This is a genomic window from Rhodanobacter sp. FW102-FHT14D06 (genome assembly GCF_043950705.1).
GTDB lineage: Bacteria > Pseudomonadota > Gammaproteobacteria > Xanthomonadales > Rhodanobacteraceae > Rhodanobacter.
Genome location: NZ_CP170722.1, coordinates 685,554 through 710,221 on the forward strand (window position 1 = coordinate 685,554; position 24,668 = coordinate 710,221).

Annotated in this window: 24 protein-coding genes and 1 pseudogene; 15 read left to right on the forward strand and 10 right to left on the reverse strand. The window is 66.9% G+C overall.

Going from position 1 to position 24,668, the window contains the following annotated elements:
• Window positions 1-37: 37 nt before the first annotated feature.
• Entirely contained in the window at window positions 38-811 is a 774-nt protein-coding gene (locus ACFCQI_RS03435; RefSeq protein WP_395119984.1) for a SapC family protein, read from the reverse strand.
• A 230-nt stretch (window positions 812-1,041) separates the two neighbouring features.
• Here ACFCQI_RS03435 and ACFCQI_RS03440 point away from each other — a divergent pair, with 230 nt between their 5' ends.
• Window positions 1,042-1,647 (forward strand): HNH endonuclease, encoded by a 606-nt coding sequence (locus tag ACFCQI_RS03440; RefSeq protein ID WP_395119986.1) that lies wholly within the window; start codon window positions 1,042-1,044, stop codon window positions 1,645-1,647.
• Window positions 1,648-1,968: 321 nt separating this feature from the next.
• Here ACFCQI_RS03440 and ACFCQI_RS03445 read toward each other — a convergent pair.
• A pseudogene (locus ACFCQI_RS03445) lies at window positions 1,969-2,364 on the reverse strand (low affinity iron permease family protein); the annotation flags it as partial.
• Between the two features lie 140 nt (window positions 2,365-2,504).
• On the opposite strand from ACFCQI_RS03445, the gene dxs reads away from it, so the two are divergent.
• Window positions 2,505-4,394, forward strand: a complete 1,890-nt coding sequence (gene dxs, locus ACFCQI_RS03450) for a 1-deoxy-D-xylulose-5-phosphate synthase (protein ID WP_395119987.1) — start codon at window positions 2,505-2,507, stop codon at window positions 4,392-4,394.
• 132 nt (window positions 4,395-4,526) lie between these two features.
• Here dxs and ACFCQI_RS03455 read toward each other — a convergent pair whose 3' ends face one another.
• Window positions 4,527-4,667, reverse strand: a complete 141-nt coding sequence (locus tag ACFCQI_RS03455) for a hypothetical protein (RefSeq protein ID WP_395119988.1) — start codon at window positions 4,665-4,667, stop codon at window positions 4,527-4,529.
• Window positions 4,668-4,695: 28 nt separating this feature from the next.
• Between ACFCQI_RS03455 and ACFCQI_RS03460 the strand changes: the two genes are divergently transcribed.
• Together ACFCQI_RS03460 and ACFCQI_RS03465 are read left to right on the forward strand one after the other, a co-directional pair.
• Window positions 4,696-5,196 carry a hypothetical protein gene (locus ACFCQI_RS03460; protein ID WP_395119989.1) on the forward strand — a complete coding sequence of 167 codons (501 nt, stop codon included), beginning with the start codon at window positions 4,696-4,698 and terminating at the stop codon, window positions 5,194-5,196.
• Between the two features lie 94 nt (window positions 5,197-5,290).
• The gene (locus ACFCQI_RS03465) at window positions 5,291-5,566 is read left to right on the forward strand and encodes an immunity protein Tsi6 family protein (RefSeq protein WP_395119990.1); all 276 of its coding nucleotides are present in this window, start codon (window positions 5,291-5,293) and stop codon (window positions 5,564-5,566) included.
• A gap of 193 nt (window positions 5,567-5,759) precedes the next feature.
• Here the strand turns inward: ACFCQI_RS03465 and prmC are convergent, their stop codons facing one another.
• From prmC to ACFCQI_RS03480, 3 genes are all read right to left on the reverse strand, one after another.
• Window positions 5,760-6,587 (reverse strand): peptide chain release factor N(5)-glutamine methyltransferase, encoded by an 828-nt coding sequence (gene prmC / locus ACFCQI_RS03470; RefSeq protein WP_395119991.1) that lies wholly within the window; start codon window positions 6,585-6,587, stop codon window positions 5,760-5,762.
• The gene (locus ACFCQI_RS03475) at window positions 6,580-10,677 is read right to left on the reverse strand and encodes a hypothetical protein (protein ID WP_395119992.1); all 4,098 of its coding nucleotides are present in this window, start codon (window positions 10,675-10,677) and stop codon (window positions 6,580-6,582) included. Before ACFCQI_RS03475 ends, prmC begins: the two co-directional genes overlap by 8 nt.
• A 588-nt stretch (window positions 10,678-11,265) precedes the next feature.
• Entirely contained in the window at window positions 11,266-13,968 is a 2,703-nt protein-coding gene (locus ACFCQI_RS03480; protein ID WP_395119993.1) for a M1 family metallopeptidase, read from the reverse strand.
• Window positions 13,969-14,127: 159 nt separating this feature from the next.
• On the opposite strand from ACFCQI_RS03480, the gene ACFCQI_RS03485 reads away from it, so the two are divergent.
• The 8 genes from ACFCQI_RS03485 to ACFCQI_RS03520 all read left to right on the forward strand — a co-directional run bounded on the left by ACFCQI_RS03485 (window position 14,128) and on the right by ACFCQI_RS03520 (window position 19,314).
• Complete coding sequence (locus tag ACFCQI_RS03485; protein WP_395119994.1) at window positions 14,128-15,123, forward strand: LysR substrate-binding domain-containing protein; 996 nt, start codon at window positions 14,128-14,130, stop codon at window positions 15,121-15,123.
• 51 nt (window positions 15,124-15,174) lie between these two features.
• Window positions 15,175-15,774: a hypothetical protein gene (locus ACFCQI_RS03490; RefSeq protein WP_395119995.1), complete on the forward strand. Its 600-nt coding sequence runs from the start codon at window positions 15,175-15,177 to the stop codon at window positions 15,772-15,774.
• Between the two features lie 281 nt (window positions 15,775-16,055).
• Window positions 16,056-16,535, forward strand: a complete 480-nt coding sequence (locus ACFCQI_RS03495; protein ID WP_395119996.1) for a hypothetical protein — start codon at window positions 16,056-16,058, stop codon at window positions 16,533-16,535.
• A gap of 108 nt (window positions 16,536-16,643) precedes the next feature.
• Entirely contained in the window at window positions 16,644-16,940 is a 297-nt protein-coding gene (locus ACFCQI_RS03500; protein WP_395119997.1) for a hypothetical protein, read from the forward strand.
• Window positions 16,941-17,002: 62 nt separating this feature from the next.
• Complete coding sequence (locus ACFCQI_RS03505) at window positions 17,003-17,728, forward strand: hypothetical protein (RefSeq protein WP_395119998.1); 726 nt, start codon at window positions 17,003-17,005, stop codon at window positions 17,726-17,728.
• A 228-nt stretch (window positions 17,729-17,956) separates the two neighbouring features.
• Complete coding sequence (locus ACFCQI_RS03510) at window positions 17,957-18,505, forward strand: dihydrofolate reductase family protein (protein WP_395119999.1); 549 nt, start codon at window positions 17,957-17,959, stop codon at window positions 18,503-18,505.
• A gap of 131 nt (window positions 18,506-18,636) precedes the next feature.
• The gene (locus ACFCQI_RS03515; protein ID WP_395120000.1) at window positions 18,637-18,840 is read left to right on the forward strand and encodes a hypothetical protein; all 204 of its coding nucleotides are present in this window, start codon (window positions 18,637-18,639) and stop codon (window positions 18,838-18,840) included.
• Window positions 18,841-18,927: 87 nt separating this feature from the next.
• On the forward strand, window positions 18,928-19,314 hold the full coding sequence (locus ACFCQI_RS03520) for a VOC family protein (protein ID WP_395120001.1): 387 nt from the start codon (window positions 18,928-18,930) through the stop codon (window positions 19,312-19,314).
• A gap of 161 nt (window positions 19,315-19,475) precedes the next feature.
• Here ACFCQI_RS03520 and ACFCQI_RS03525 read toward each other — a convergent pair whose 3' ends face one another.
• The 3 genes from ACFCQI_RS03525 to xerD all read right to left on the reverse strand — a co-directional run bounded on the left by ACFCQI_RS03525 (window position 19,476) and on the right by xerD (window position 21,597).
• Window positions 19,476-19,892, reverse strand: a complete 417-nt coding sequence (locus ACFCQI_RS03525; protein ID WP_395120002.1) for a VOC family protein — start codon at window positions 19,890-19,892, stop codon at window positions 19,476-19,478.
• A gap of 70 nt (window positions 19,893-19,962) precedes the next feature.
• On the reverse strand, window positions 19,963-20,586 hold the full coding sequence (locus tag ACFCQI_RS03530) for a glutathione S-transferase family protein (protein WP_395120003.1): 624 nt from the start codon (window positions 20,584-20,586) through the stop codon (window positions 19,963-19,965).
• 75 nt (window positions 20,587-20,661) lie between these two features.
• A complete protein-coding gene (xerD, locus tag ACFCQI_RS03535) occupies window positions 20,662-21,597 on the reverse strand; it encodes a site-specific tyrosine recombinase XerD (RefSeq protein WP_395120004.1) in 936 nt (311 codons plus the stop codon).
• A gap of 32 nt (window positions 21,598-21,629) precedes the next feature.
• Between xerD and ACFCQI_RS03540 the strand changes: the two genes are divergently transcribed.
• The 3 genes from ACFCQI_RS03540 (at window position 21,630) to ACFCQI_RS03550 (ending at window position 24,295) form a co-directional block, all read left to right on the forward strand.
• Entirely contained in the window at window positions 21,630-22,136 is a 507-nt protein-coding gene (locus ACFCQI_RS03540; RefSeq protein ID WP_395120005.1) for an RDD family protein, read from the forward strand.
• Window positions 22,137-22,177: 41 nt separating this feature from the next.
• Window positions 22,178-22,927, forward strand: a complete 750-nt coding sequence (locus tag ACFCQI_RS03545) for a class I SAM-dependent methyltransferase (protein ID WP_395120006.1) — start codon at window positions 22,178-22,180, stop codon at window positions 22,925-22,927.
• Between the two features lie 84 nt (window positions 22,928-23,011).
• A complete protein-coding gene (locus ACFCQI_RS03550) occupies window positions 23,012-24,295 on the forward strand; it encodes a polyhydroxyalkanoate depolymerase (protein ID WP_395120007.1) in 1,284 nt (427 codons plus the stop codon).
• 9 nt (window positions 24,296-24,304) lie between these two features.
• Here the strand turns inward: ACFCQI_RS03550 and ACFCQI_RS03555 are convergent, their stop codons facing one another.
• Window positions 24,305-24,646: an MGMT family protein gene (locus tag ACFCQI_RS03555; protein ID WP_395120008.1), complete on the reverse strand. Its 342-nt coding sequence runs from the start codon at window positions 24,644-24,646 to the stop codon at window positions 24,305-24,307.
• Window positions 24,647-24,668 lie beyond the last annotated feature (22 nt).

Consider the following 24,668-nt stretch of genomic DNA (forward strand, 5'->3'; position numbering starts at 1 on the left):
GCGGCTTGTTGCGTGCAGCAGGCGAAGCGAAGTCCGCTCAGTTGGTGGTCTTGGCCGCCGACTCGGCCTGCTCGCGCTCGTCCAGGCGACGGGCCAGGCGGTCGATGTTGCTGAGCGACAGCAGGTGGGCGTAGATCCACGCCATCACGCCTTCGCGCAGCATCTCGTGGGCGACCTTCTCGTCCAGCGCGCGCAGCTTCTCCTCGTTGACCATGAACAGGCCGTTGAGCGTGATGCCATGGCCGGAATCCGGCTCGCCCTTGTGCAGCTGCACGTTGCGCGCTTCCAGCAGGTCATGCTTGACCAGGTACTGCATGAAGGTGCGGGTGCGGTCGATGTTCTGCTGGAACTCGCCGAGGAAACCCACGGCGTTCTTCAGCAGCTCGGTGTCGCTGCCGTCCTCGTTGAACAGGCGCTCGCCGTCGGCGGCGTTGAAACCCTCGAAGCCCTGATCGAGGAACACCGCGAAATCGCCGCCCTCCTGCCCGGCCGGTTTCTCGGCCAGCACGAACGGGTAGCGGCGCACGAAGGCCGGCACGTAGGTGTTGGGCGCCCACTGGCCGGCGGCGTCGACGTAGAGGTTCTCGTTCTGACGCAGGCCGAGCAACGCGATCGGGCCGGCATTGGCGGCGTCGGGACCGGCGAACACGATCAGCAGGTCACGCGCGGCCAGGCCGAACTCCGCCGCGGTCAACGGCACCGAGTGCGTGTTCATGGCGAACTTCATGTTGGGCACGCCCTTGAGCCGAAGATTCTTGTGTTCGGCCCGGTTCAGCGCCACCGGGTGCTCGTAGAAAATGACTTCAGCCACGTTGATCCACCTTTGGTCCCCCGTCGCGCCGGGCCGCCACGGCGGCGGCCCTGTCGAACCCGGCGTGGGTTTCATGTCGAGCCAGGGATCATATCAGCGGGCACCGGTGCCTGCGAATCCCGCCGCGCCGGCGCCTTCGGAACGGCGGAAAAGTGTTCTATGCTGCGATCGGGCTGGCCTTGCGCCATGCCCGCTGGTTCCCTCGATGCCCCGGCGGAAGGACGAACTGCATGCTGATGGACGCTGTCAAACCGGCTGACCTGCAGGCGACGCGCGTGTTGTCGCTGGACGCCGCTGGCCGCATCCTGGACTGGATCAGCTGGCAGGACGCGGTGTGCCTGTACGTGCGCGACGTCGTCGCCTGGACCCTGGGCGATCCCTGCCTCACCGTGCACGGCGGCCACAACCGTGCGCTGGGCACGCAGAGCCTGCTGCAGTTGCACCCGATCATCGCCAGCACCGGCCACTGCCGCGAGCATGCGGTCGACCCGTCGCCGGCGCTGACCAACACCGCGCTGTTCGCGCGCGACCGGCACATCTGCATGTACTGCGGCGAGCACTTCACGCGCATGGAACTGACCCGCGACCACGTGCTGCCGATTTCCCGGCAAGGCAAGGACGAGTGGGAGAACGTGGTCAGCGCCTGCCTGTCGTGCAACCTGAAAAAGAGCAACCGCACGCCGCAGCAGGCCAACATGCCGCTGCTGGCGGTACCGTACCGGCCAAGCTGGGTGGAGCACCTGATCCTGTCCAACCGCAACATCCTCGCCGACCAGATGGAGTTCCTGGTCAGCCGGCTGCCGCGCGACCGGCGCCCGATGGCGGAATACGCCTAGGAGCGTGGGCGGTAGAAACTTTCGAGGCAAAAGTGGCTGCGTGAGTGCAGATTTTCCACGCTTCGCCGGCCCATGATGGTTCTGTAGGCCGGAAAGCGGCGGAAACATAAACCGCGCAGACGCCTTTGCAGCCCGGAAGATTTCTACCGCCCACGCTCTAGGAGACGCCAAGCCTCACTTCCGCCGCTCCGCCGCGGTGTCGGCATGGCCCTCTTCCGCGCGCGTCTCGCGGTTCTTCTCCAGTTCGCGGTCGATCTCGTCGACCTCCTCGCAGGCTTCGTCCGCCTCGCCCGCTTCCTCGGCTTCGCCCCGGGCCGGGCCGCCGTGCCTGCGCTTGCGGCCGCCGCTGGCACGCTCGCGCCGTGCCGCCAGCTTGCGGTAGTTCTCGCGGATACGCTCCAGGGTCTCCTCGTCGAGGTCCTCCAGGTCGAGCAGGCCGTTGTGGGCCGCGGTAGTGCGGATCAACTCGTCCAGCTTGATCTGCAGCGCCGCGCTGTCGCGGTTCTGGCTGTTCTGGATCAGGAACACCATCAGGAAGGTGATGATCGTGGTGCCGGTGTTGATCACCAACTGCCAGGTGTCGCCGAAGTGGAAGAACGGCCCGCTGGCTGCCCAAACCGCCACGATCAATACGGCCGCCAGGAAGGTCGCCGGTCGACCGGACTGGCGCGCGGTGGCTTCCGCAAAGCGGCGAAAAGCCTGCGAGACACTGGCCATGGACGGATCTCCGCAAGGGAATCTGCGCGCAGCATGCGATGCCGATTGTGTGCCGCACGTGCAGGCTGCACCGGTCGCAATCAGGCCTTGTTCACTGTTTCGCCCTTGCTCCGCCCCGCCGCTGGGCCAACAATACGAGGATGAATGACCTCAGCCATTATCCCCGCCTGGCTTCGATCGACGCGCCCGCCGACCTGCGCCGACTGCCCGACAGCGAACTGCCGCAAGTCGCCGACGAACTGCGCCAGTATCTGATCGAGGCCGTCGCCAGCTCCGGCGGCCACTTCGGCGCGGGCCTGGGCGTGGTCGAGCTGACCGTGGCCCTGCACCACGAGTTCGACACGCCGCACGACCGCCTGGTCTGGGACGTCGGCCACCAGTGCTATCCGCACAAGATTCTCACCGGCCGCCGTGACCGCATCACCACGATCAAGAAGAAGGATGGCCTGGCGCCGTTTCCGCGCCGTGAGGAAAGCGAGTACGACACCTTCGGCGTCGGCCACTCGTCCACCTCGATCTCGGCCGCGCTGGGCATGGCGATCGCCGCGCAGGCCAGCGGCGAGCAGCGCAAGGTGGTGGCCGTGATCGGCGACGGCGCGATGACCGCCGGGCTGGCGTTCGAGGCGCTCAACCACGCCGGCGACGTCGAGCCCGACCTGCTGGTGGTGTTCAACGACAACGGCATGTCGATCAGCGAGAACGTGGGCGCGCTGACCAAGATGATGGCGCGCGCGATGGCCAGCCGCCGCCTCAACGACTTGCGCGAGCGGGCCAAGCGGGCCATTCCCAAGCAGTCGTTCATGGGCCGCTGGTTCAAGCGCTGGGAGGAGCACGCCAAGGGCATGTTCGTGCCCTCGACGCTGTTCGAGGAACTCGGCTTCCACTACACCGGCCCGATCGACGGCCACAACATCCCGCAACTGCTGCAGGCGTTGCGCACGGTGAAGAACCTGCCCGGCCCGCAGCTGCTGCACGTGATCACCACCAAGGGCAAGGGCTACGCCCCGGCCGAACAGGCGCAGATCGAATACCACGCGGTCGGCCCGTTCGACCCGCTGGCCGGCGTCAAGAAGAAAACCGGCAAGGCCAAGCCGACCTACACCGACGTGTTCGGCGACTGGTTGTGCGACCAGGCCGCCGCCGACCCGCGCCTGCTCGGCATCACCCCGGCGATGCGCGAGGGTTCGGGCCTGGTGCGTTTCTCCAGGGAATACCCCGCGCGCTATTTCGACGTGGCGATCGCCGAGCAGCACGCGGTGACACTGGCCGCGGGCATGGCGTGCGAGGGAGCCAAACCCGTGGTGGCGATCTACTCCACCTTCCTGCAGCGTGCCTACGATCAGGCGATCCACGACGTGGCGCTGCAGAACCTCGACGTCACCTTCGCCATCGACCGCGCCGGCGTGGTCGGCCCGGACGGCGCCACCCACTCGGGCAGCTTCGACCTCACCTACCTGCGCTGCCTGCCGAATTTCGTGATCATGGCGCCGGCCGACGAGAACGAGTGCCGCATGATGCTCAGCACCGGCTTCAGCCACCCCGGCCCGGCGGCCATCCGCTACCCGCGCGGCACCGGCCCCGGCGTGGCGACCCACCACGAGCTGGAAACGCTGCCGATCGGCAAGGCCGAGCTGCGCCGGCGCGGCCACGGCCTCGCCCTGCTCAGCTTCGGCGCGATGCTGGCACCGGCCGCCACCATCGCCGCCGAACTCGACGCCACCCTGGTCAACATGCGCTTCATCAAGCCGCTTGACGACACCCTGATCCTGGAACTGGCCAAGACCCACGACGGCTTCGTCACCCTCGAGGACAACGCCGTCGCCGGCGGCGCCGGCTCCGCCGTGGCCGAGTGCCTGGCCGCGCATGGCATCACCCTGCCGATCCTTCATCTCGGCCTTCCAGACGTCTATCTGGAACACGGCAGCCGCGAGGAGGTGCTGAGCATGGCCGGCCTCGACCTGCCGGGCATCCGCCATGCCATCCACGCACGATTTCCGTTGATCGAGCGGCTCAGCCAGAACAGCGCCTGATTCCGGCCATCCATCCGGGTTCGCCAGCGCTCCAGGACCCGGATCACGCTCGGCCGCTTCGTGCTTCAGTTACGCTCGGAGCAGCGCAGCGACACCACGGAAGGGAACATCTTGACGGGATGGATCGACGGATCATGGCGCCAGCTGAAAGGCTGGGCCAGCCGGCAAGCGGCCACGCTGCGCGATGAAGCGCGCCTGATCGCGACCCGTGCCGAGTGCCTGCGCATCGCCATTGAACGTTCCGAGGGCATCGCCGCCGGGCAGGTTCTGCATGACCTCCGCGAACTGAGGACCCAGGCTCATGATCCAGAATTTTGTTTACGTTCTGAACAACGGCCTCAAGACCAAAGTTGGTGAGTACCTGCCTTCAGTGCCGCTGCTTCAGCAAATCAATGACCCGGAGTACCGACCAAAAGCGTACCAATGGGAGAACGATGGTCGAACGTTTACACGGCAGATTGATGGTCATGACACGCGGACTGCGCACCTCCTGCCCGACGGAGACCGCATCATCGTCCTTCAGGCACAAGCTCATTACGGTGCCGACAACGTCATCGTTCTGGATGCTGCGAACGAACTGCGCCGACGCATCGTCAATCCTTACCGGGATTCGAAATTTTTCATGGCTGGCGACGAATTCTGGTTCTATGGCATCACCGTGCGCGGTGACGACGTCATCTTGAACATTCAGGTGCAACGCAAACTTGCAGGGAGGTCACACGATGCCGTGCCGATCTACGAGGCAAGTTACGACCCCATGACATGGGATTTGAAAAAGATCGAATGGAAACCTGCAACGTAAAATCTCTGTTGAGGAATGTCGAAACCACCGAGGGCAAGAGGCTTCAGATGCTGAGCAGTGAAGGTGGTGCGTTCGACGCCTTGGTGGGCGGCCGATGATCTCGCGCGACGAGGCCATCCGATCGGCCAACGCGGCGCTGTCGCTGCTGGACGATCGCATCGCGAAAGACCCCGCTTACGGTGTCTATGTCCATGCCCGCGAGCAGCTTGAGCGCATGCTGGTCGAACTTGGCTCTCCCTACCTGCTCCCCACACCGAAACGCGAGTGGGTCGACATCGGACTCATGGCGGCGAAGGAACTGGAGTCAACCGATCCGGACTTAGCCAACGCGCTGATGGATGCCGATTACGACTTCAAGCACGCCAGTTGACTTCTTCGGACGCAGAACCTGTCAGGAATGAACCCCGGATACCTCAGCCCGGCCGCCATGGCTCAGGCAGGCTGGCGCGCGGCGACCGCCGCCAACGCCGGCTGAGAAAAAGCGCCCCGTAGGAGTCCGCTCGCGGGAGATGCTCTTTACCCGGGTTTCGGGACTCGGAGCAGCATCGCCCGCGAGCGGGCTCCTACGCGTTCTTGCGCCCGCCGGAGACGCGGTCGCGGTGTTCGAGATCCTGCGCGGTAAAAACGTCGGTGTAGCCGGCTGCATCCAGCAGCTTGCGCGCGGCCCCGCCCTGGTTCCAGCCGTGTTCGAACAGCAGCCAACCGCCTGGTTGCAGGTGCTCGCGGGCGGTGCCGACGATGCGGCGGATGTCGGCCAGGCCGTCGGCACCGGAAGCGAGCGCGCTGGCCGGTTCGAAGCGCAGGTCGCCCTGGGCGAGATGCGGGTCGGCGGCTTCGATGTAGGGCGGGTTGGCGACGATCAGGTCGACGCGCTGGCCGACCAGCGGCGCCAGCCAATCGCCGTGGACGAAGCCCACGTTGGCGATGGCGTGGCGCTGCGCGTTGCGTCGGGCCACGTCGAGTGCGGCGGTGCTGGCGTCGGTGGCGATCAGCCGTGCCTGCGGGCGTTCGCGTGCGATCGCCAGCGCGATCGCACCGCTGCCGGTGCCCAAGTCCGCCACGCTGCCGCGAAAATCCGGTGGCAGGCGCTGCAGCGCCAGTTCCACCAGCAGCTCGGTTTCCGGGCGCGGGATCAGCGTCGCCGGCGTAACTTCCAGATCCAGCGTCCAGAAGCCGCGATGGCCGACGAGGTAGGCCACCGGCTCGCCAGCCTCGCGACGGGACAGCAACTTCTGGTAAGACGTCTGGACGTCCATTTCAAGCGGATCGCCGGCATGCGCGAACAGCCAGCTTCGCGGCCGCTGCAGGACATGCAGCAGCAGGAGTTCAGCCTCGGTGCGGTCGCCCAGCCGTTGCGTCGCCGCGGCCAGCGCCTCGCGCACGTCAGGCATCGCGCCCCGGCCCCGCCGCCGAAGGCGGCAGTTGCGGCGGCACCACGCCCGGCTTCGGCTCGCGCTTGCGCCAGTAGCCGCCATGCGTCCACGCGTCGAAGGCCCAGCGCAGCCAGCCGATCAGCGCATTGGCGAGCCACAGCGCCCAGACCAGCATGGCGAGCTTGTAGATCCACAACGGCAGGCTGAACACGCCGGCCAGCGGCAACGCTCCGTCGCTGCGATCGGCAAACCAGTGCAGGTTCGACCCCGACGAGTGGTTGCCGGCCACATGCATGTCCGGCAAGCCCAGCAGGCCCTGCGGCACGGCGCCGACCAGCACGCACAGTGCCAGCACGGTCAGGGCCGCCAGGCCCAGCTGCAGCAGGTTGAAACGCAGGCGTTCGAGCTGCTCCGGCGCCCGCAGCCGCGCACGCAGGCCCAGGGCGATCAGCCACACCACCACCAGCGCGAACGCACTCCAGGCGAAGGCCGAGAAGCCCAGCCCCAGCAGCACCCAGTGGCGCAGGCGCAACGGCGTCGGGGCGTAGCGCGCCAGCAGCCAGGCGGCGATCAACAGCACCAGCACCTGTGACCAGTACAGCACCGCCGGGCCGTCGGTGGGCCCCCACGTCCACAACACCCAGCGATCCTGCGGCAGTTGCAGGTTCAGGCCGATGTTGGCCGCCGGCGCATGCAGATCCAGCGCAGGCGTGCGCACGCGCGTCGCCACGCCCAGCGGCTCACGCAGATGCACGGCGTAGTCATGCGCGCCGGGCAGCAGCGGCAGGCTCAGCTTGCCATCGCGTATCGCCAGGTTGATCGGCTGGTTGTCACGCCGGGCATCGATCAACTCGCTGCCCGCCGGCAAGTCGATGGCGTGCTCGCCGCCGCGGGTGCTGCGCACGCGCATGTCCAGTCGCAGCTCGCTGGCGCGTTCGCCGCTGCGGATGGTCAGCTGCGCGCCGTCGATGGCGAGACTGTCGCCGGCCACGGCCGCCGGCCGCGTGATCGCCAGTTGCAACTTCTCGCCCGGCAGCGGATCGAAGCGCAGGCCATCGTCGCTGGCACTGGTCGGCACGCCTTCGGCGTCGACGTGCCACATGGGCGCCGCGCCCACTTCCCACACCTCGGAGCGCTCACCCAGCGATGGTGCCTGCAAGGTGATCCCGGCGGAGCGATCGAGCTGGCTGCTCCAGCTCACCATCGATTCGCCGGCCTTGAAGGTGACGTTGATCCTGCCGTCCTTGACCAGCACGCCCTCGCCGCGCGGATGCTCGCCCGGCAGCAGCGGCAGGCTGATGCTGAATCCACCCTCCTGCGGCGCGATGCGCTCGACCCGGTTCAGCACGATCCAGTCCAGCCCCAGGCCGATGCTGCGGGTCAACCGCACATACGGCGGAAAGCTCTGCGCGGTCGGCAGTTGCTTGCCGTCGGCCGCCGTCTGCACGCGGCGCAGGGTGACGCTGTCGCCCAGCACCCGGCCGCCATCGACGCCATCGAGCGACCAGCCCGGGTCGCTGAAGGCGATGCGTTGCGGCGCCAGCGCGAAGTGCAGCGCGGCGCTGTCCACCGCGTCCAGCCGGTAGCGCAGGCTGACGCGGTGCACGCCGCGATCCAGCCGCAGCAGCAGCTGATCATCGTCGCGCAACAGCGCCGGATCGGCCTGGCCGTCGAGGCGGACATCGACCAGCGGCATTGCCTGGTCGGATGTCGGCAACGGCAGCGCCACGCTGGCTCCGGCGTGGGTTTCCAGCACGACCTCCAGCATCGCGCCGTTGACCTGAAGTTGCGCCTGCGCCACCTCGGCACACTGCGGCGCGCACTTCGGCGCCTCGGTGAGCCGGCTGCGCAACTGGCTGAGCAACTGCGCATCCGGCAGCGCCTGCGCGCGTGCGCCGGTGGGCAAGAAGGCGATCGCCAGCAAGGCGGCACCGGCGATGCCTGCAGCACGCGAAGGCAGCCAGTGGTTACGCAGCGGTCGCCACAGCTTCATGGCCAATCGACCCAGCACCACCGCCAGCAAGCCGACCATCACTACGCGCAACAGGCGCACCAGCCATGCCGGTGCGATCACCAGCCGGGTGGTTTGCTGCGGCGTCACCGGCCCCGACCAGCCGAGCCGGTAGTTGTTGCCCTCGTCCCAATGCGGCGTGCCGACGCCGGCCTGGATCACGGTGCGGTTGTCCTGCTCGCTGGCCACCAGTTGGCTGGCCGTCATCCGCGAACCGGTGACAACCACGCTGGCCAGGGTGCCGGGGGCCGCCTGCACGACATTCGCGCTCATCTCGCTCACGGCCCGCGCGCCCGGTGGCGGTGGCGGAGGCGGTGCCGGCACGCCGGCCGCCATCTTGTCGGCGACGACGGCCTGCGGTGCATACGCCGCCGACACCATCCGCGGCGCGCTGCCGTGCTCCAGTTGCGGATGCAGCGCGTACTGCAATTGCGCGGCCGCGAACGGCAGCGCCCACAGCACCGCCAGCGCAAACACGGCCAGCGCGCCGCCGCGCGCAAACCCGCGCAAGCGACCTTCCGGCAGCGCGCGCAGCAACAAGGCGAGCGCCAATGCCAGCGCCAGCGTCCACAGCGGTGCCAGCGCCTCGTGCTGCGCCAGCGCCAGATAGCCCGCCGCCAGCAGGGCCCACGGCCAACCGAGCAAGCGCCCGGCCAGCAACGCAACCAATGCCACCACGAACAGGTCGAGCAGGCTCCATTGCGCGGCCCAGGAATCGTTCGAGCGATCCGCACCGATCACACCGAGCAGACGATAGCCGTGCGGCAGGTGCACGGTAGCCTCGATGCCGTCCAGCGGCAGCTGCCAACCGGAACCCGGCATCGCGCCGACTCCGGCCGGCACGCGCAGGCCGGCTGCCACGTCGATGCGGCGATCGCGCAGCTCGACACCCGCATGGCCTTTCGCATCCCTGGTGACCAGCAGCGGTTCGCCGTCTTCCGAGGCACGCTGCAACTGCCACGGCGCGGTGACGTCGAGCCGCTGGTGATGGCGCAGTTCGCCACTGAGACGATCGGCGACGCTGAAATGCCCACCGTCGAAATCCAGCCACATCTCGCGTTGCAGGTGCAGCGCGTCGCTGCGGCTGCCTTCATTGCCGCGGTTGCCCTGCTCCACGCTCAGCCCGCTGCGGTCATCCAGCGCGTAGGCCGGCAGGTTGGCCCAGTCGCCCGGCACCCCGGCCTGCGCCGCGTCGACCGCATTGCCTTCCACGCGCGTGCCGCGCAGCGCGTTGTCATCGGCGTAACTCCAGACCTCCTGCTTCGGCCACGGCGCGGGCGGCAGGGTCACGCCGACCTTCGCCAGTGGCGCGACGCTGCGCGCCAGCAGGGTCAGCGTCCACTGGCCCGGCCGCAATTGCACGCGCAGATGGCCATCGTTCTCCAGTCGCGCGGGCAGCTCGCCGCTGAGTGCAGTGGCGACGAAACCCGCGGGCAGCACCGGCCCCAGCACCTGCTCGCGCGCGCTGCCGCTGACGTTGAATTGCAGCCGCGTTTCCAGCGTGGCCGGGAGGCCATCGGCCAGGCGGCGATACACGCGCAGCGAAAGCGCATCGGCCGCGCGTTGCGCGCTGGCCGCTTCGCCCAGCGTGAGCTGCCGGCCATCGCGTTCGATTCGCGTCACCGTGGCGCCGTCGACGCGAAGCGTCACCAGCCCGATCGACTCCGGCACGCCCAGGTTGGCGGGTCGCGACGTCCATGGCAGCTCGCCCTGGATGTGATAATCGCCCGACTCCAGCCACAACATCGGTTCGCCCTGATGCTCCAGCACCGTCGCCGGCCGGTTGCCCAGGTTCACCTGCTGCGGCCAGTGGCGACTGTCCCCCGGCAGGGCCACCCAGCTCGGCGCATCCACATGCACCTCCAGGCTGAAGTGCCCGCCATCCTCGCCGGCATCGAGCGCCAGCCACCCCGGCCAGGCGCAGCGGTAACTGTCCTCACCCGGTGCCTGGTCGGCCAGGAACGGGCAAGCGTGCCCGGGCACGTCGTGCAGCACCCAACCCTGCCAGTCACGCAACGGCGGCGGAATGTCCTGCGCCGCCAGCGGCGGGGTCAGCAGCAAGCCCAAGCCCAGCAAAATGCACAATCGACGAAGCATGCTGCTTTACCCCTGTAAGCCGGTCGGCGGGCACAGTGTAAGTGGAACGCGGCGAGCGGACGAAGCGGCCCGTAACTGCGCCAGCCGCGATACGCGTTCGCACATCGCGCACTCCGGATTCAACGCAGCACGGGGTGGAATGGGGTCGAGGCCCGCCCCTCCCTCACGCCTCGTCGTGCCTGCGCAGGCACGCATCGCACTTCGTCATTGCGGGCAGTGGTGGCATTGGAGGGCAGCGGGCCGCACGCAAGCCAGCAGCGGCCGATTGCTTGCAGCTGCAGGAGCGCACTTGTGCGCGATGCTCTTGCTTTCAGAGCAGAGCGGTCGATCGCCCAAGGCGATCGACCGCTCTTCGCTTTGAATTCGGCCAAAGGCATCGCGCGCAAGCGCGCTCCTGCAAGTGCGAGGGATCGACCGTTCTTGTGAGACGGGCGATGCCTGTCTTCGCAGGCATGACGGGGTGTGGGGACGAGGTGGGAGGTCTGTCGAAAGCCCGGCAGCCACGTCATATCTCTCAATCAAAAGAATGGCGCGCCGGCCAGACAACCAGCGCGCCACATGACACATGCTGAGCGAGCGTCAGCGCGGTTACTGCAGGATCGCTGCAGGGTCCTGAGCCTGCTTCAGCGCCGCGCACAGTTCGATCGACTCGCCCGTCTGCGCCAGGCCGCGGGCGATGCCGGCCGCGTCGTCCACGCGCGAATCGAAGAAGGCGTGCAGGCGCGCGGACTCGGCGGTGCTGCAGCCGCCGGCAGCGGCCAGTGACGGCAGGCGGCCGCCGGCGAAGCTGCCGGTACGGGCGAGGATCTGCGGGTAGTGCGCGGTGAACCACTGCCACATCGCATCACGCTGCGCGACGGTATCGCGCTCGCCCATCAGCAGCCGGCCCATCTCGCCCACCTTCACCGTGTCGGTGAGGGCGAAGTTGCGCACCTGCTCGGCCAGTGCCGGATCTTCCGCGCGCGACAGGCCGTCAAGGATGCCGTTGCGCAGCGCCGCGTCGCTGGTCGCAGGCAGTTCGGCGATCAGCGCGTCCACCGCCGATTTGCCGTGCGTCTGCACCGCCACGCCAAGTACCGTGCCCAGCAGGTCGGGATTGGCGGAGGCCAGGTCCAGGCGGCCGTTCGCGCCGCGCTTGAGCGCGGCCTCACCCTGCTTGAGCAAGGCCGCGCGCACTTCCGGCACGCGGAAGTCGAACGCCAGCGCGTCGGCGAGCGTGCTGCGCAGCAAGGCCGCTGTATCCGTCTCGCCGGCCACGCGCTGGTAGCCGAGCTTCTGCAGCCGCGGCAGATACGCCGCGCGAACCCAGCCGTCCACGCGCGCACGCTGCGCGTCGGTGCGCGCCGCGTGGTGCGCGATCCACGCCAGCTGGCCCAGCGGGGCGGTGGCGACGTCGGAGATCGGCGAGGCGGTCAGCGGCTTGAACGCGGCCAGCACGTCGCCGGCATCGAGATCGCCGCGACGGAAACTGGCGCTGACCGCATCGGCATACGCGAGCTGCTCGGCGTCGCTGAGCTGGCCGACCACGGCGGTCAGCCGGGCCAGTTGCGGCTTGTCGAGGCTGAAACGGTAATAGCCGTTGGCGTTCGCGTTGGGCATGACCCAGGTCGGCTTGCCGGCACCGGGCAGCGCCATCGAGCCGCTGGCCTGGTCGAGCATCTTGCACTCCACCTTGCTGGACTGCGCTTCATCCTTGCCGTTGGCGCGGGTGCCGTAACGCACGCACACCGGCACGCCCCACAGGCGCTGCGGATCGCCCTTGCTGCCCAGCGGCAGGTAGCGATCCTGGCTCAGCCGCAGCACGGTCTGGCCGCCCTTGTATTCCAGCTTGGTGCGCACGTAGGGCACGCCGGACTGGTTGAGGAAGCTCTCGAATGCGTGCTTGAACGGCGCGCCCTTGCCCGCCGCGTCGGCGATGGCGTCGACCAGATCATCGGCGGTGGCGTTGCCGAACTTGTGATCCTGGATGTACGCGCGCATCCCCTTGCGAAAGATCTCCTCGCCCACGTAGTTCTCGAACATGCCCAGCACGCTGGCACCCTTCTGGTAGGTAATGCCGTCGAACGCGGTAGTGATGTCGCCGTTGCCGGTGATCGGCTGGCGCACGCTGCGCGCGCTGACCAGGCTGTCGCTGCCCATCGCGCGCTGGCCGCCGCGCACGCGGTCGAGATCGGCGCGGTATTCCGGATGCACCTGCATCGTCACCTTCTGCTGCATCCAGGTGGCGAACGCCTCGTTGAGCCAGATGTCGTTCCACCACTCGGTGGTGACCGTGTCGCCGGTCCACATGTGCGCCAGCTCGTGCGCGGTGACGTTGAACGAGCCGCGCACGTTGCGCGCGGGGGAATCGTTGTCGAGCAGCAGCAGCCAGTCGCGGAAGGTGACCAGGCCGGGGTTCTCCATCGCGCCGGCGGAGAAATCCGGCGCGGCCAGCAGGTCGAGCTTGTCGAACGGATAGCCGAAGCCGTAGTAGTTCTCCAGCGCGTGGATGATGCTCGGCGTTTCGGAGAGGACATGCTGCATGCGATGGCCCTCGCCTTCGGCGGCGACGCCACGCAGCTGCAGCGGCTTGGCGCGGTAAGCGGTCGGCGAAATGTCCGGGCCGGCAACGACATCCCACGGGCCGACCGCGAAGGCCACCAGGTAGGTCGGCAGCGGCACGGTGCGGGCGAAAGTGACGGTCTTCCAGCCCTTGCCGGCGCTCTGCTCGCTCACCGGCTTCGTGTTGGCCACCACGGTCTCGTCGGCGGGCGCGGTGATGCTGATGTCGAACGGAGTCTTGAAGCCGGGCTCGTCGAAGCCCGGGAAGGCGAAGCGCGCGCTGATCGGTTCCATCTGGGTCATCGCATACGGCTTGCCCTTGGCGCTGACCTTGTACAGCCCCTGCAGTTGCGCGTTGAGCGGCGCGGTGTACTCGAACTTCACGCTGAGCTGCTGCGGCTGCAACACGCTGCCGAAATCCACCCGCGCCACGCCGGCCTTCGCATCCGCCGCCACGTACTTGCCCACGTGCACCGCGCCGGCGGCATCGGTGATCTTCACCTTCGACACCTTCAGGTCGGCGCCGTCCAGCCACAGGTGGTCGGAGGCCTTTTCGAGCTTCACCTCGATCGTCGTGGTGCCGGAGAAATCTGCCTGCGCAGGGTCCACCTTGAACGCCAACTGGTACGACTGCGGCACGGCCCAGCCGGGCAGTCGGCCGCGGGGCGCCTGCTCGGCGGAAGCGGCCAGGGTCGAGGCGCCACAGGCGGCAAGCGCGGTGAACAAGGCGGTCTGGACAAGGCGGCGCATGGCTTCACTCCGGGACGGACAAAGCCCCACGCTAGGGGGCGGCATGACTTTCGACCCAGTGCCAGAAGGCATGGCTGGCGGCCTGCGGCATCGTCAACGCTGATTATTTGCGTGGCGCATCATAGGTATGATCTATCTTTCGACGGACCGGGAGCGGCGATGAACCTGCGCGACCTGCAATACCTCGTGGCTCTGGCGGAGCACCGCCATTTCGGTCGCGCGGCGGCCGCGTGTTTCGTCAGCCAGCCCACCCTCTCCACCCAGATCAAGAAGCTGGAGGAGGAACTGGGCGTGTCGCTGGTCGAGCGCGCGCCGCGCAAGGTGCTGCTGACCGAGGTCGGCCGCGACATCGCGATCCGCGCGCGCGATGTGCTGGGCGGCGTGGAACAGATCCGCGCGGTGGCGCGGCGCACGCTGGACCCGGAGTCCGGCACGGTGCGGCTGGGCATCTTCCCCACGCTGGGGCCGTACCTGCTGCCGCATGCGCTGCCGCTGGTGCGCGCTGCCTTTCCCAAGCTGGAGCTGCTGCTGGTCGAGGAAAAGACCGAGGCGATCCTGCGCCTGCTGCGCGAGGGCCGGCTCGACGCCGGCATCCTTGCCCTGCCGCTGCACGAGGACAGCCTGCACAGCGAGTTCCTGTTCGAGGAACCGTTCCTGCTCGCCGTATCCGACGAACACCCGCTGGCGCACCAGCAGGGGCTGCTCAAGCTGCGCGACCTGTCGCACCAGAACCTGCTGCTGCTGGAAGACGGCCACTGCCTGCGCGACCAGGCGCTGGAGGTTTGCCACATGGCCGGCGCCGGCGAGCACTCGGGCTTTCGCGCCACCAGCCTGGAGACCCTGCGCCAGATGGTGGCGGCCAACGTCGGCATCACCCTGCTGCCGGTGATGGCGGTAAAGCCGCCGGTGGCGCCGGTCGACGGTCTGCACCTGATCGAGTTCAAGGGCCACGCGCCCAGCCGCCGCATCGCGATGGTGTGGCGCAAGAGTTCGGCGATGCACGCCTTCCTGCAGCGCCTGGCCGAGGTGTTCCGGCAACTGCCCGCCGAACTGCTGGATGCGCATTCGGCCGCCTCGCAGACAGTATCGGCACCGGCAACCCGTCGCGGCCGCAAGGCGACAAGACCCCAGGCATCCGCCGCCGACGCCGGCTGAGCGCGGCGCCCGCATCGCGTACACTCCGCGCACACCGAGGGTCGGGGCCCCATGCGCAAACTTCTGATCGTCGCCGCCGCGGCATTGGTGCTGCTGGGCGTGCTCAAGCACCGCGAGCACGCCGCCGTGCACCCCGACCCCGGCGTGCTGGCCGCGGTAGCGCCGGAGCAGGTGGATCTGGACCACGGCGCGCAGTTGCAGAAGGGCGACACCACGCTGACCACCCGCGCGCACTTCGATATCACCGCACGCGTGCTCTCGCGCAAGGACTACGGCGGTGCCGATGGTGAGCTGGTGCCGCTGGACCTGGCCATGGGCTGGGGCCGCATGTCCGACAGCGACGTGCTGCAGCACATCGACATCAGCCAGTCCGGCCGCTTCTACTACTGGCACGTGCAGGAGTTCCCGATCCCCCGGCGCGAGATCGAAACCTCCAGCGCCAACATGCACATGATCCCCGCCGACGCCGACGTGAAAAACCAGCTGGAGCAGGTGCGCGCCGGCGAAGTGGTCCACCTCGAAGGCTTCCTGGTCGACGCCAGCCGGCTTGGGGGATGGCATTGGAAGACGTCCATGACGCGCGACGATACGGGGGCGGGGGCGTGTGAGTTGATTTATGTGGAAAGGGTGGATGTGGTGCCGGCGCCATAGGGGCGCGTGAACATGCGCCCCTCGGAAGACCCCAAGCAGAGCCCTACCATGGCCCGGCAACATGTATATCGGCGTTTCCGTGGTGATAAAACATACAAGCCTCGCTTCGCGAGATATGCACGCCGGCGTTCACTGGATGTTGCATCGGGATGGCGAGGCAACTGCTTGACAGGCTGCAAAACTTGAGGCTTGACGGTGCCGCAGCGAGCGTGGAGCATGACGTGCATATGCCCCGATCTGGGGTCTACTCAACGTTATGCATCATGAAGCAGGGGTGCAGTATGCAAAAGGCTGCAAACTTCACGCGTAACACGGCTTCCAAATGTGTTACCGCAAGAATCATGCGCGGGCGCGAGATGCACGCGCAAAACTTCAGCCTTGTTGAGCACAAAACGTGGGCTGCAGCCGAACGAGCAGCCGCTGCATGGATCAAAACAGTTAAGCCCGATTTGCCGCCTCCTGTTCCAATCAAAAACCGCATGACCAAACGCAACACGTCTGGCATTGTCGGTGTACAGCTCAAGCACAGCGTCCGCAAGGGCTGGCATCACTATGCCTGGCAGGCGTTCTGGCCCCAAAAGCCAGGCGGCATCTGCTTCGGTATCGTCAAGTACGGAGATGATCGCGCCTTTGTTTGCGCAGCAATCGCTCGTCGTCTCGAATCCGCAGATCGCAACGTAGTTGAGCAGGAGTATCACCGCATCAAAGGCACGGCGGAGTATCGTGCAATTCTCAGGCGCAAGGCTCTCGTTCCGCCGTGAGCATGATGCGTAACAACTCGGTTAACCGGACGCAAATCCCACTGCGCGGCCTTTGCGCCGGTTACCTCGGGCGTTAGACCTTCTTGGTAGTCGTAAGGAGATTCGAGCATGGCAGCGAAGAAAATGGCAAAGTCAAAGAAAGCCGCCACTACCAAAATAGTGGCCAAGAACCCAAAGACCAAACGCGCGAAAGCAAAATTTCCTCGTCACCCGGTGGGGAAGGCGATCAGGATTGCGGGGGCAATCTTTGATCAAAACGCGGGGAAAGAATGCAGTCGTAAGCAGGCCGCTAAGTTCTTCGGGCTGAGCAGTCCAATCGGACCGTTTAGTGTAGAAATAAGCTCCGCCAACAAGTATGGACTCCTGGAAAACCTAGCGCAGGCATCATCAAGCCTACCGAACTAGCTAAGCAAATTCTTCGCCCTCAGTCGCCTACTGATACCATCGATGGCTATCGACAAGCCATCATGAACGCTCCGGACATTTCAGAGGTATACCAGCACTACCGTGGCGAAAACCTGCCAGATGACCAGTTCTTGCGCAATACAGTCGTCGAGACCTATGGTGTTCCACCGGAAAGTTACGCAGAGTTTAAACAAGTATTTCTTGAATCCCTGGAGACCGCTGAGCTAATAGCTAAGTCTGGCGACAAAATTCGCGTAATAGATGCCTCAGGGAGTGAAGCCGCGTCTGCGTCTGCGTCAAACAGGCTTAAAAAGCTCGAGCGATCAGCCAACATTGGTGCAAATGAATCGTGCTTCGTCATGCAGCCATTTGCTGCGCCGTTGGGCGAGTATTATGACAAAATCTACCGCCCAGCCATCGAGAAAGCCGGCCTCGTTCCGGTACGGGCAGATGCGGACATCTTCGCGACAGGAAAGGTGATGGATCAAGTTTGGCGCGGAATTAACACAGCCAAAGTACTCGTGGCTGAGCTTACCACCAAGAATCCGAATGTTTACTATGAACTCGGGCTTGCACATGCAATGCACAAGCCAGTGGTTTTAGTTTCTGCGAACGAAGACGACGTTCCTTTTGACTTGCAGCATATACGTGTTATTTATTACGATAAATCTGACCCATTCTGGGGCGCAAAACTGATTGATAAAGTTGCCGAAAATGTTCTTTCAGCTATCAAGAATCCAGAAGAGGCTGTTTTCAGAACCGTCATTCACGAGGCAGAGAAGGTCTAACCAGTCGCTGCAACTGACCGCCGATAAAGGCGCCGATAAAGGGACAAAGGGGACGTGGTGCGCAATAAAGGGGACGTGGCTAATTAAAATTGCCCGAGCGTTTCCGATCGGCTTCAGGGGCTGAAGATAAAGGGGACGGAAGATAAAGGGGACGTGGCTAATTAAATCGGGTAGGCCTCAGAATCCGACTCTGTTCTGCTCTCTCATACGAACGACACCATGGGCCTCATGACCTTCAGCATCAACGTCACCCTGGACGGCTGTGTCGACCATCAGGAAGGCATCGCCGACGACGAGACACACGCCTTCTTCACCCGGCTCATGGACGCGAGCGGAGCGATGCTGTGGGGCCGCGTCACCTACGAGATGATGGAGAGCTACTGGCCGGCGGTCGCTCGCGGCGAAGTGGAGGCGCCGCCAGCGATGCGCGAGTGGGCGGTCAAGCTGGAGGCCAAGCCGAAGTACGTGGTCTCTTCGACGCGAAGGGATTTCCCCTGGAACCACAGCCACCCCATCGCCGGCGACCTGCGCGCGGGCGTGCAGAAGCTCAAGGATGCGACACCGGCCGGCGTGCTCCTCGGCAGCGGCAAGCTTGCAACCGAACTGGACCGGCTGGAGCTGATCGACGAGTACAAGTTCCTCGTCCATCCCCGGATCACCGGTCATGGCCCGACCCTGTATCAGGACGGGCTGCCGAGTACACGACGCCTGGAGCTGGTCTCGGCCACGCCGCTCCGCAACGGCACAGTCGCCGTGCACTACCGGCGCGCGCGCTGACCCGGAGATGGGTCGACCTTCACCGCCGGGTGACAGGGTTGATGCGCGATCACGCGCTCAAGGCCTGTTCGGCCACGCGGCATCGGCGCCAGCCGGGACCAAGATGTTCTTTGCCAGCATGGATCATTGAAATGTCCATTGAAGACCAGGAACCATGGCCGGAAGATGTGCCGATACCTCTGGACCATCCGCTCGTGCCAAAGGCTATCGCTGTTGCCATAAGCAAGCTCATCCAGCCTGGCGACGCGATTCATCGTGTTCCGGGCGGCAAAGTGGTGGAATGGTGGCTGATGAACTCCGACGGAGAACTCAGGGATGCGTTCTGGTTGGAGTGAAGTTGTCCCGGAGCAGCGCACGCGAACGGTTCACTACAACCGACTGCCACAACCATGAGCCAACTGGCGGAGCCTCACCAATAGCCCATGCACATCGAACGCATCGACCACCTCGTCCTCACGGTCAAGGACATCCCCACGACCTGCGATTTCTACTCGCGCGTGCTCGGCATGGAGGTCGTGACGTTCGGCGAGGGGCGCAAGGCGCTGACGTTCGGGCAAAGCAAGATCAACCTGCACCAGCAAGGTCGCGAGTTCGAACCCAAGGCCGCCGCGCCGACACCCGGCTCGGTGGATCTTTGCCTGGTCACCCCGGCCCGCCCGCAGGCCGTGCTGGCCCACCTGGAGGCGTGCGGCGTGGCCGTACTCGACGGGCCGGTGCGGCGCACGGGTGCCCTCGGGCCGATCACCTCCATCTACTTCAGAGACCCCGATGCCAACCTCATCGAGGTCTCGAGCTACGGCGAAGCCTGACGACGCGTTGGCGCGACAGCTCGAGAAAGGGTGCCCGGACGAAGGCACGTGCTTGAACGCCGTCATCCCCGCGAGGCGCCTCTTACGGCCGTAGGGCCGGTCAAGCAGGAATGACGAAAGATGGAGATTCCGTCCGCGCGCCGCCAGGCTCCGGTTTGCGCTTACCCGGGTCGGTTGCAGTTGACCATCCACATCGCGCCATGGCGGTCGGTGAGCATGCCGAAGCGCAGCGCCCAATCGGTCTCGGTCATCGGCATGGTCACCTGGCCGCCTTCAGACAAGGCGGCGAACACGCGCTCGGCCTGCTCCGGCTGGTCGACGCTGAGCGACACGGCGTTGCCGTGGATGCCCGGATACGGGCCGCTGTCGGGATTGCACCAGTCCGAGCCCATCAGCACGGCGTCGCCCACCTGCAGGCGCACGTGGGCAATGAGGTGGCGGGTGGCGGGCGGCGCCGCATCGCCGGACATGTCGCCCATGGTCACCTTCATCGCGATCCGGCCGCCCAGGCAGCGGGCGTAGAAGTCGAAGGCTTCGGCGGCGTTGTCCTTGAAAAACAGGTAGCTCACGAGTTGCATCGGTGTCCTCCGGTGGGATGCTCTGCAGGGACGACGAACGGCGCGGGCGCAGATCGACAGTCAGCGCGAATCAGGCGGCCACGGCGATTTCGGGGAAGGGTTCGCGCCAGGCTTCGAGCTCGTTCATGCGCTCGTGCCAGCGCTGGACGGCAGGGAACTCGGCCAGCGGGATGTGCGCGCGGGTCGCGTGCGGAAGCGCCACGGCGAGCGCGAAATCGGCCAGCGTGAGCGAGTCGCCGACGACGTAGTGGCGATGTTGCAGATGGCCGTCCAGCACCGCCGCAGCGCGGCGCCATTCGTGAGAAGCCCGCTCCACTTCGGCGGCGTCTGCCTCGCCCAGGTTGAAACGCGGCCTGATGATGTGCTCGAAGTAAAGCGCGCCGCCGGGCCGGGTGAAGTGCTGGTGGTTCCAGCTGAACCAGCGGACCACATCGATCTGGCGCGCATCCTGCGGCCACAGGTCCGAGTCGCAGCGCGCGGCCAGGTGGCACATGATCGCGTCCGCCTCCCACAGCGCCAGCGCGCCGTCGACCAGGGTGGGTACCTTGCCGTTGGGATTGAGCGCCAGGTACTCGGGACGGCGATGCTCGCCGCGGCCGAGGTCGAGATAGACGTACTCGACGGGGGATTCCAGGTATTTCGCGACCGCGCACGCGCTGCGCGGCTTCAACACGTCGGACCAGTAGAGCTTCATGAGTCAGGATTCCTCTCAAAAATGGGGACTTCCCTGCCGCGACGAACGGCGCCCCGGTGAATCGACAATCGTCGGTCAACCGCGCGGATGATGCTGCGCATGCAGCCGCTTCAGCCCTTCCTTCGCCACCAGAGTGTAGATCTGGGTGGTGCTGAGCGAGCTGTGGCCGAGCAGCATCTGCAGCGCGCGCAGGTCGGCGCCGTGGTTGAGCAGGTGGGTGGCGAAGGAATGCCGCAGCACATGCGGCGAGATGCGTTTGGCGTGGATGCCGACCTGCTGCGCGTAGCGCTTGACCAGGGTCCAGAACATCTGCCGGCTCATGCCCTCGCCGCGGTTGCTGAGGAACAGCGCCGCGGGCTGCCGGCCGCGGGCCAGCGCCGGCCGGGCACTGGCGAGATAAGCGTCGATGCGCGCCAGCGCTTCCTCGCCCACCGGCACCAGCCGGTCCTTGCCGCCCTTGCCGGTGATCCGCAGCACGCCCTGGCGCGTGTTCAGCGCCGCCAGCGGCAGCTCCACCAGCTCGGACACGCGCAGGCCGGAGGCGTACATCAGCTCCAGCATGGCGCGGTCGCGCAGGCCCAGCACGGTGCCGGTGTCGGGCGCGCCGAGCAGGCCCTCGATCTCGCGCTCGGCCAGCGCCTTGGGCAGGCTGCGCGGCATCTTCGGCCGTTCGATAAGCAAGGTGGGGTCGACGAAATCCGGCTCGTCGCGGGCCACGCAGGCGTAGTAGCGGCGAAACGCCGACTGCCGTCGCGCGATCGAGCGGACGGCCGCCGGTTGCGCGCCGTGATAGGCGGAGATGTCCTCGCGCGTGGCCGTGCGCAAGTTGCGTCCGCGCGACGCCAGCCAGCGCGCCAGCGCTTCCAGATCGCGCCGGTACGCTTCGAGCGTGCGCTCGGCCAGGCCGTCCTCCGACCACACCCGCTCGATGAACAGCGCGATGCCGCGGCGATCGGCTTCGGCGATACTGGCGGGGTTTTCTTCCTTGTCCATGCGCACGATGCTGACCATCGCGCGCGCTCCACGCAAGCGATCCGATGCCGATGCCCGCCCGTTCCGACACGCCCTCCGCCATGCCCTGTCCGCTGTGGCGGCGCCTGCTCGCACTGGTCTACGACCTGCTGATCGTGGTGGCGATCGTGATGGTGGTGGGCCTGCTCAGCCAGCTGGCCACCGGCGGGCAACTGGTGCAGGGCGCCGATCACGCGCAGGTGCCGGCCTGGTACCGGCCGCTGCAGGGGCTGGTGGTGTCGGCGTACTTCATCGGCTCGTGGCTGCGCGGCGGCCAGACCGTGGGCATGCGGCCGTGGCACATCCGCGTGACCGCTCGCGACGGCGCCGGCCCGACCTTGCAGCAGGCGGTGCTGCGTCTGCTGGTGGCGGCCGCGCCGATGCTGCTGCTGATGCTGGCGCCCGTGCTGGGCCTGCGCGCCACCTTGTGGCTGCTGCTGGCGGCCTGGGGCGCGTGGTTTGCGGTGGCCTTGTTCGACCCGCGCCGCCGCGCGCTGCACGATATCGTCGCTGGCACCGAGTTGCGGCAAACGGGCTGAGCTTCACGTATTGCACAGCGCCGACGCGGTTCAATCCGCCGATGCCCTCCCCGCCCGCCGCCGAGCTTCGCAGCAACGACGAGTCGATCCGCCGCAACCGTGGCTTCTACGAGCCGTTGTGGACGCGGGCGAACCTGGTCGAACCCTCGCGCTTCAATACCTGGCCCTTGCTGCAGGCGTTGGCGGACGAAGCACCGCGCCGGCTCGAAGTGGCGCCCGGACTGCGCCCGCGGCTGCCGCTGCGCGGCACCTGCTTCGTCGACTTGAGCCATGCCGCAGTACGGCGGCTGCAGGCCAGCGGGGCCACCGCGGTGCATGGCCTGATCGGCGCGCTGCCCTGGCGCGACGCCAGTTTCGACCTGGTCTGCGCGCTGGACATCCTCGAACACGTCGCCGACGACCACGGCGCGCTGGCGGAACTGGCCCGCGTGGCGGCTCCCGGCGCGCGTGTGCTGATGTCGGTGCCGCTGCACCCGCAGGCCTGGACCGCGTTCGACGACTGCGTGGGCCATTGTCGCCGCTACGAGCCGGCGCAGATCCTCGCCCTGCTGGCCGAACACGGCTTCGTGCTGGAACACAGCGCGGTTTACGGCATGCAGCCGAATTCGCCGCGGTTGCTGGCCATGGCCGAGTGGTTCCTCGACCACCAGCGCGAACGCGCGATGTGGTGGTACAACCGCGTGTTCATGCCGCTGGGCCTGCATTTCCAGCAGCCGCTGCACTGGCGCGAGGGACTGGGCGATACCGACGGCGTGGACGAAATCCTGCTGCGCTGCCGCCGCGCAGGTTGAGACCCAGCTCTCTGCCGCATTGCAACACCAGCCGGTCATTCCCGCTAAGATGCAACGGTTTACGACCAACGGCCACACCATCCGATGCTCTATCAAATCCATGAATGGCAGCGCTCGCTGCTCGGTCCGCTGAGCTACTTCGCCGAGGCCAACGCCCGCATGCTCAGTGCCCGCGGCAACCCGTTCGCCGCCTGGCCCGGCGTGCAGCGGCTGTCCGCCGCCAACGAGCTGGTCTACCGGCTGGGCAAGGATTACGAGAAGCCCGCGTTCGGCATCCATGCCGCCGAGGCGCACGGGCAGGAAATCGCGGTGATCGAACGGGTGGCGCTGGCCAAATCTTTCTGCCAGCTCAAGCGCTTCAAGCGCTTCAGCGACGATCCGGCCACCATCGAGAAGATGAAGAAGGATCCGGTGGTGCTGGTGGTGGCGCCACTGTCCGGCCACCACGCCAGCCTGCTGCGCGATACCGTGCGCACCCTGCTGCGCGACCACAAGGTGTACATCACCGACTGGGTCGACGCGCGCATGGTGCCGGCCGCCGAGGGCACCTTCAGCCTGGACGACTACGTCGCCTACGTGGAGGATTTCATCCGCCACATCGGCGCCGAATCGCTGCATGTCATTTCCGTGTGCCAGCCCACCGTGCCGGTGCTGGCGGCGGTATCGCTGATGGCCGCGCGCGGCGAGGCCACCCCACGCAGCCTGACCATGATGGGCGGTCCGATCGACCCGCGGCGCAGCCCCACCAGCGTCGACAACCTGGCCACCCGGCAGCCGCTGGCGTGGTTCAGGGGCAACGTGATCCACACCGTACCGCCGAACTATCCGGGGCGCGGGCGGGAGGTCTACCCGGGCTTCCTGCAGCACGCCGGCTTCATCGCGATGAATCCCGGCCGGCACATGAGTTCGCACTGGGATTTCTACCAGGACCTGCTGCGCGGCGACCAGGAAGATGCCGAGGCGCACCGCAAGTTCTACGACGAGTACAACGCGGTGCTGGACATGCCGGCGCGGTTCTACCTGGACACGATCGAGAAGGTGTTCCAGCAGGCGCTGCTGCCGCGCGGGCTGTGGGACGTGGCCGGCGAGCGCGTGGAGCCCGCCGCGATCCGGCACAGCGCGCTGCTGACCATCGAGGGCGAGCTGGACGACATCTCCGGCCTGGGCCAGACCGAGGCCGCGCACGACCTGTGCAGCAGCATCCCGGCGAAGCGCCGCGCACACAAGGTGATCGAAGGCGCCGGCCACTACGGCATCTTCAGCGGACGGCGCTGGCGCGAGACCGTGTACCCGCAGGTACGCGACTTCATCCGCCAGTTCGACCAGCCGTTCCGGCCGGCCGGGCGCCGTCGCGGCGACGCGAAATAACCGGGCCACTCAGGCCCCGGGCCAGCCCCACAGCGCGTGGTCGAGGTCGCCATCCAGGCCGAAGCGCGACAGCGGCACGCGGCCATTGACCACCTCCACGCCCTCGGCGCGCAGCCGGCGGCACTGCTCGCGGAAGCCACGGCTGCCCGGCGGCATCGCGACGTGGCCGCTGGCCCGCAGCACGCGGAACCACGGCAACTCCATGCCCTCGGGCACCTCGCCCAGCAGCCGCCCGACCAGCCGTGCCCGCCCCGGCAGCCCCGCACGCGCGGCGATCGCGCCATAACTGGCCACGCGGCCGGGCGGAATCGCGGCGATGGCGGCATAGATGCGGGCGTTGCGGTCTTGCATGGGCACTCCGGTACAACCCGCC

Coding starts and splice junctions, on each gene's coding strand:
- ACFCQI_RS03530 (WP_395120003.1), bottom strand. CDS start 20,586: ATGAAGCTCTACTGGTCCGACGTGTTGAAGCCGCGCAGCGCGTGCGCG.
- ACFCQI_RS03505 (WP_395119998.1), top strand. CDS start 17,003: ATGAACGCTCCGGACATTTCAGAGGTATACCAGCACTACCGTGGCGAA.
- ACFCQI_RS03540 (WP_395120005.1), top strand. CDS start 21,630: ATGCCCGCCCGTTCCGACACGCCCTCCGCCATGCCCTGTCCGCTGTGG.
- ACFCQI_RS03495 (WP_395119996.1), top strand. CDS start 16,056: ATGCAAAAGGCTGCAAACTTCACGCGTAACACGGCTTCCAAATGTGTT.
- ACFCQI_RS03490 (WP_395119995.1), top strand. CDS start 15,175: ATGCGCAAACTTCTGATCGTCGCCGCCGCGGCATTGGTGCTGCTGGGC.
- ACFCQI_RS03475 (WP_395119992.1), bottom strand. CDS start 10,677: ATGCTTCGTCGATTGTGCATTTTGCTGGGCTTGGGCTTGCTGCTGACC.
- ACFCQI_RS03460 (WP_395119989.1), top strand. CDS start 4,696: ATGATCCAGAATTTTGTTTACGTTCTGAACAACGGCCTCAAGACCAAA.
- prmC (WP_395119991.1), bottom strand. CDS start 6,587: ATGCCTGACGTGCGCGAGGCGCTGGCCGCGGCGACGCAACGGCTGGGC.
- xerD (WP_395120004.1), bottom strand. CDS start 21,597: ATGGTCAGCATCGTGCGCATGGACAAGGAAGAAAACCCCGCCAGTATC.
- ACFCQI_RS03465 (WP_395119990.1), top strand. CDS start 5,291: ATGATCTCGCGCGACGAGGCCATCCGATCGGCCAACGCGGCGCTGTCG.
- ACFCQI_RS03520 (WP_395120001.1), top strand. CDS start 18,928: ATGCACATCGAACGCATCGACCACCTCGTCCTCACGGTCAAGGACATC.
- ACFCQI_RS03515 (WP_395120000.1), top strand. CDS start 18,637: ATGTCCATTGAAGACCAGGAACCATGGCCGGAAGATGTGCCGATACCT.
- ACFCQI_RS03525 (WP_395120002.1), bottom strand. CDS start 19,892: ATGCAACTCGTGAGCTACCTGTTTTTCAAGGACAACGCCGCCGAAGCC.
- ACFCQI_RS03455 (WP_395119988.1), bottom strand. CDS start 4,667: ATGCAGAACCTGCCCGGCGGCGATGCCCTCGGAACGTTCAATGGCGAT.
- ACFCQI_RS03510 (WP_395119999.1), top strand. CDS start 17,957: ATGACCTTCAGCATCAACGTCACCCTGGACGGCTGTGTCGACCATCAG.
- ACFCQI_RS03545 (WP_395120006.1), top strand. CDS start 22,178: ATGCCCTCCCCGCCCGCCGCCGAGCTTCGCAGCAACGACGAGTCGATC.
- ACFCQI_RS03555 (WP_395120008.1), bottom strand. CDS start 24,646: ATGCAAGACCGCAACGCCCGCATCTATGCCGCCATCGCCGCGATTCCG.
- ACFCQI_RS03440 (WP_395119986.1), top strand. CDS start 1,042: ATGCTGATGGACGCTGTCAAACCGGCTGACCTGCAGGCGACGCGCGTG.
- ACFCQI_RS03480 (WP_395119993.1), bottom strand. CDS start 13,968: ATGCGCCGCCTTGTCCAGACCGCCTTGTTCACCGCGCTTGCCGCCTGT.
- ACFCQI_RS03485 (WP_395119994.1), top strand. CDS start 14,128: ATGAACCTGCGCGACCTGCAATACCTCGTGGCTCTGGCGGAGCACCGC.
- dxs (WP_395119987.1), top strand. CDS start 2,505: ATGAATGACCTCAGCCATTATCCCCGCCTGGCTTCGATCGACGCGCCC.
- ACFCQI_RS03500 (WP_395119997.1), top strand. CDS start 16,644: ATGGCAGCGAAGAAAATGGCAAAGTCAAAGAAAGCCGCCACTACCAAA.
- ACFCQI_RS03550 (WP_395120007.1), top strand. CDS start 23,012: ATGCTCTATCAAATCCATGAATGGCAGCGCTCGCTGCTCGGTCCGCTG.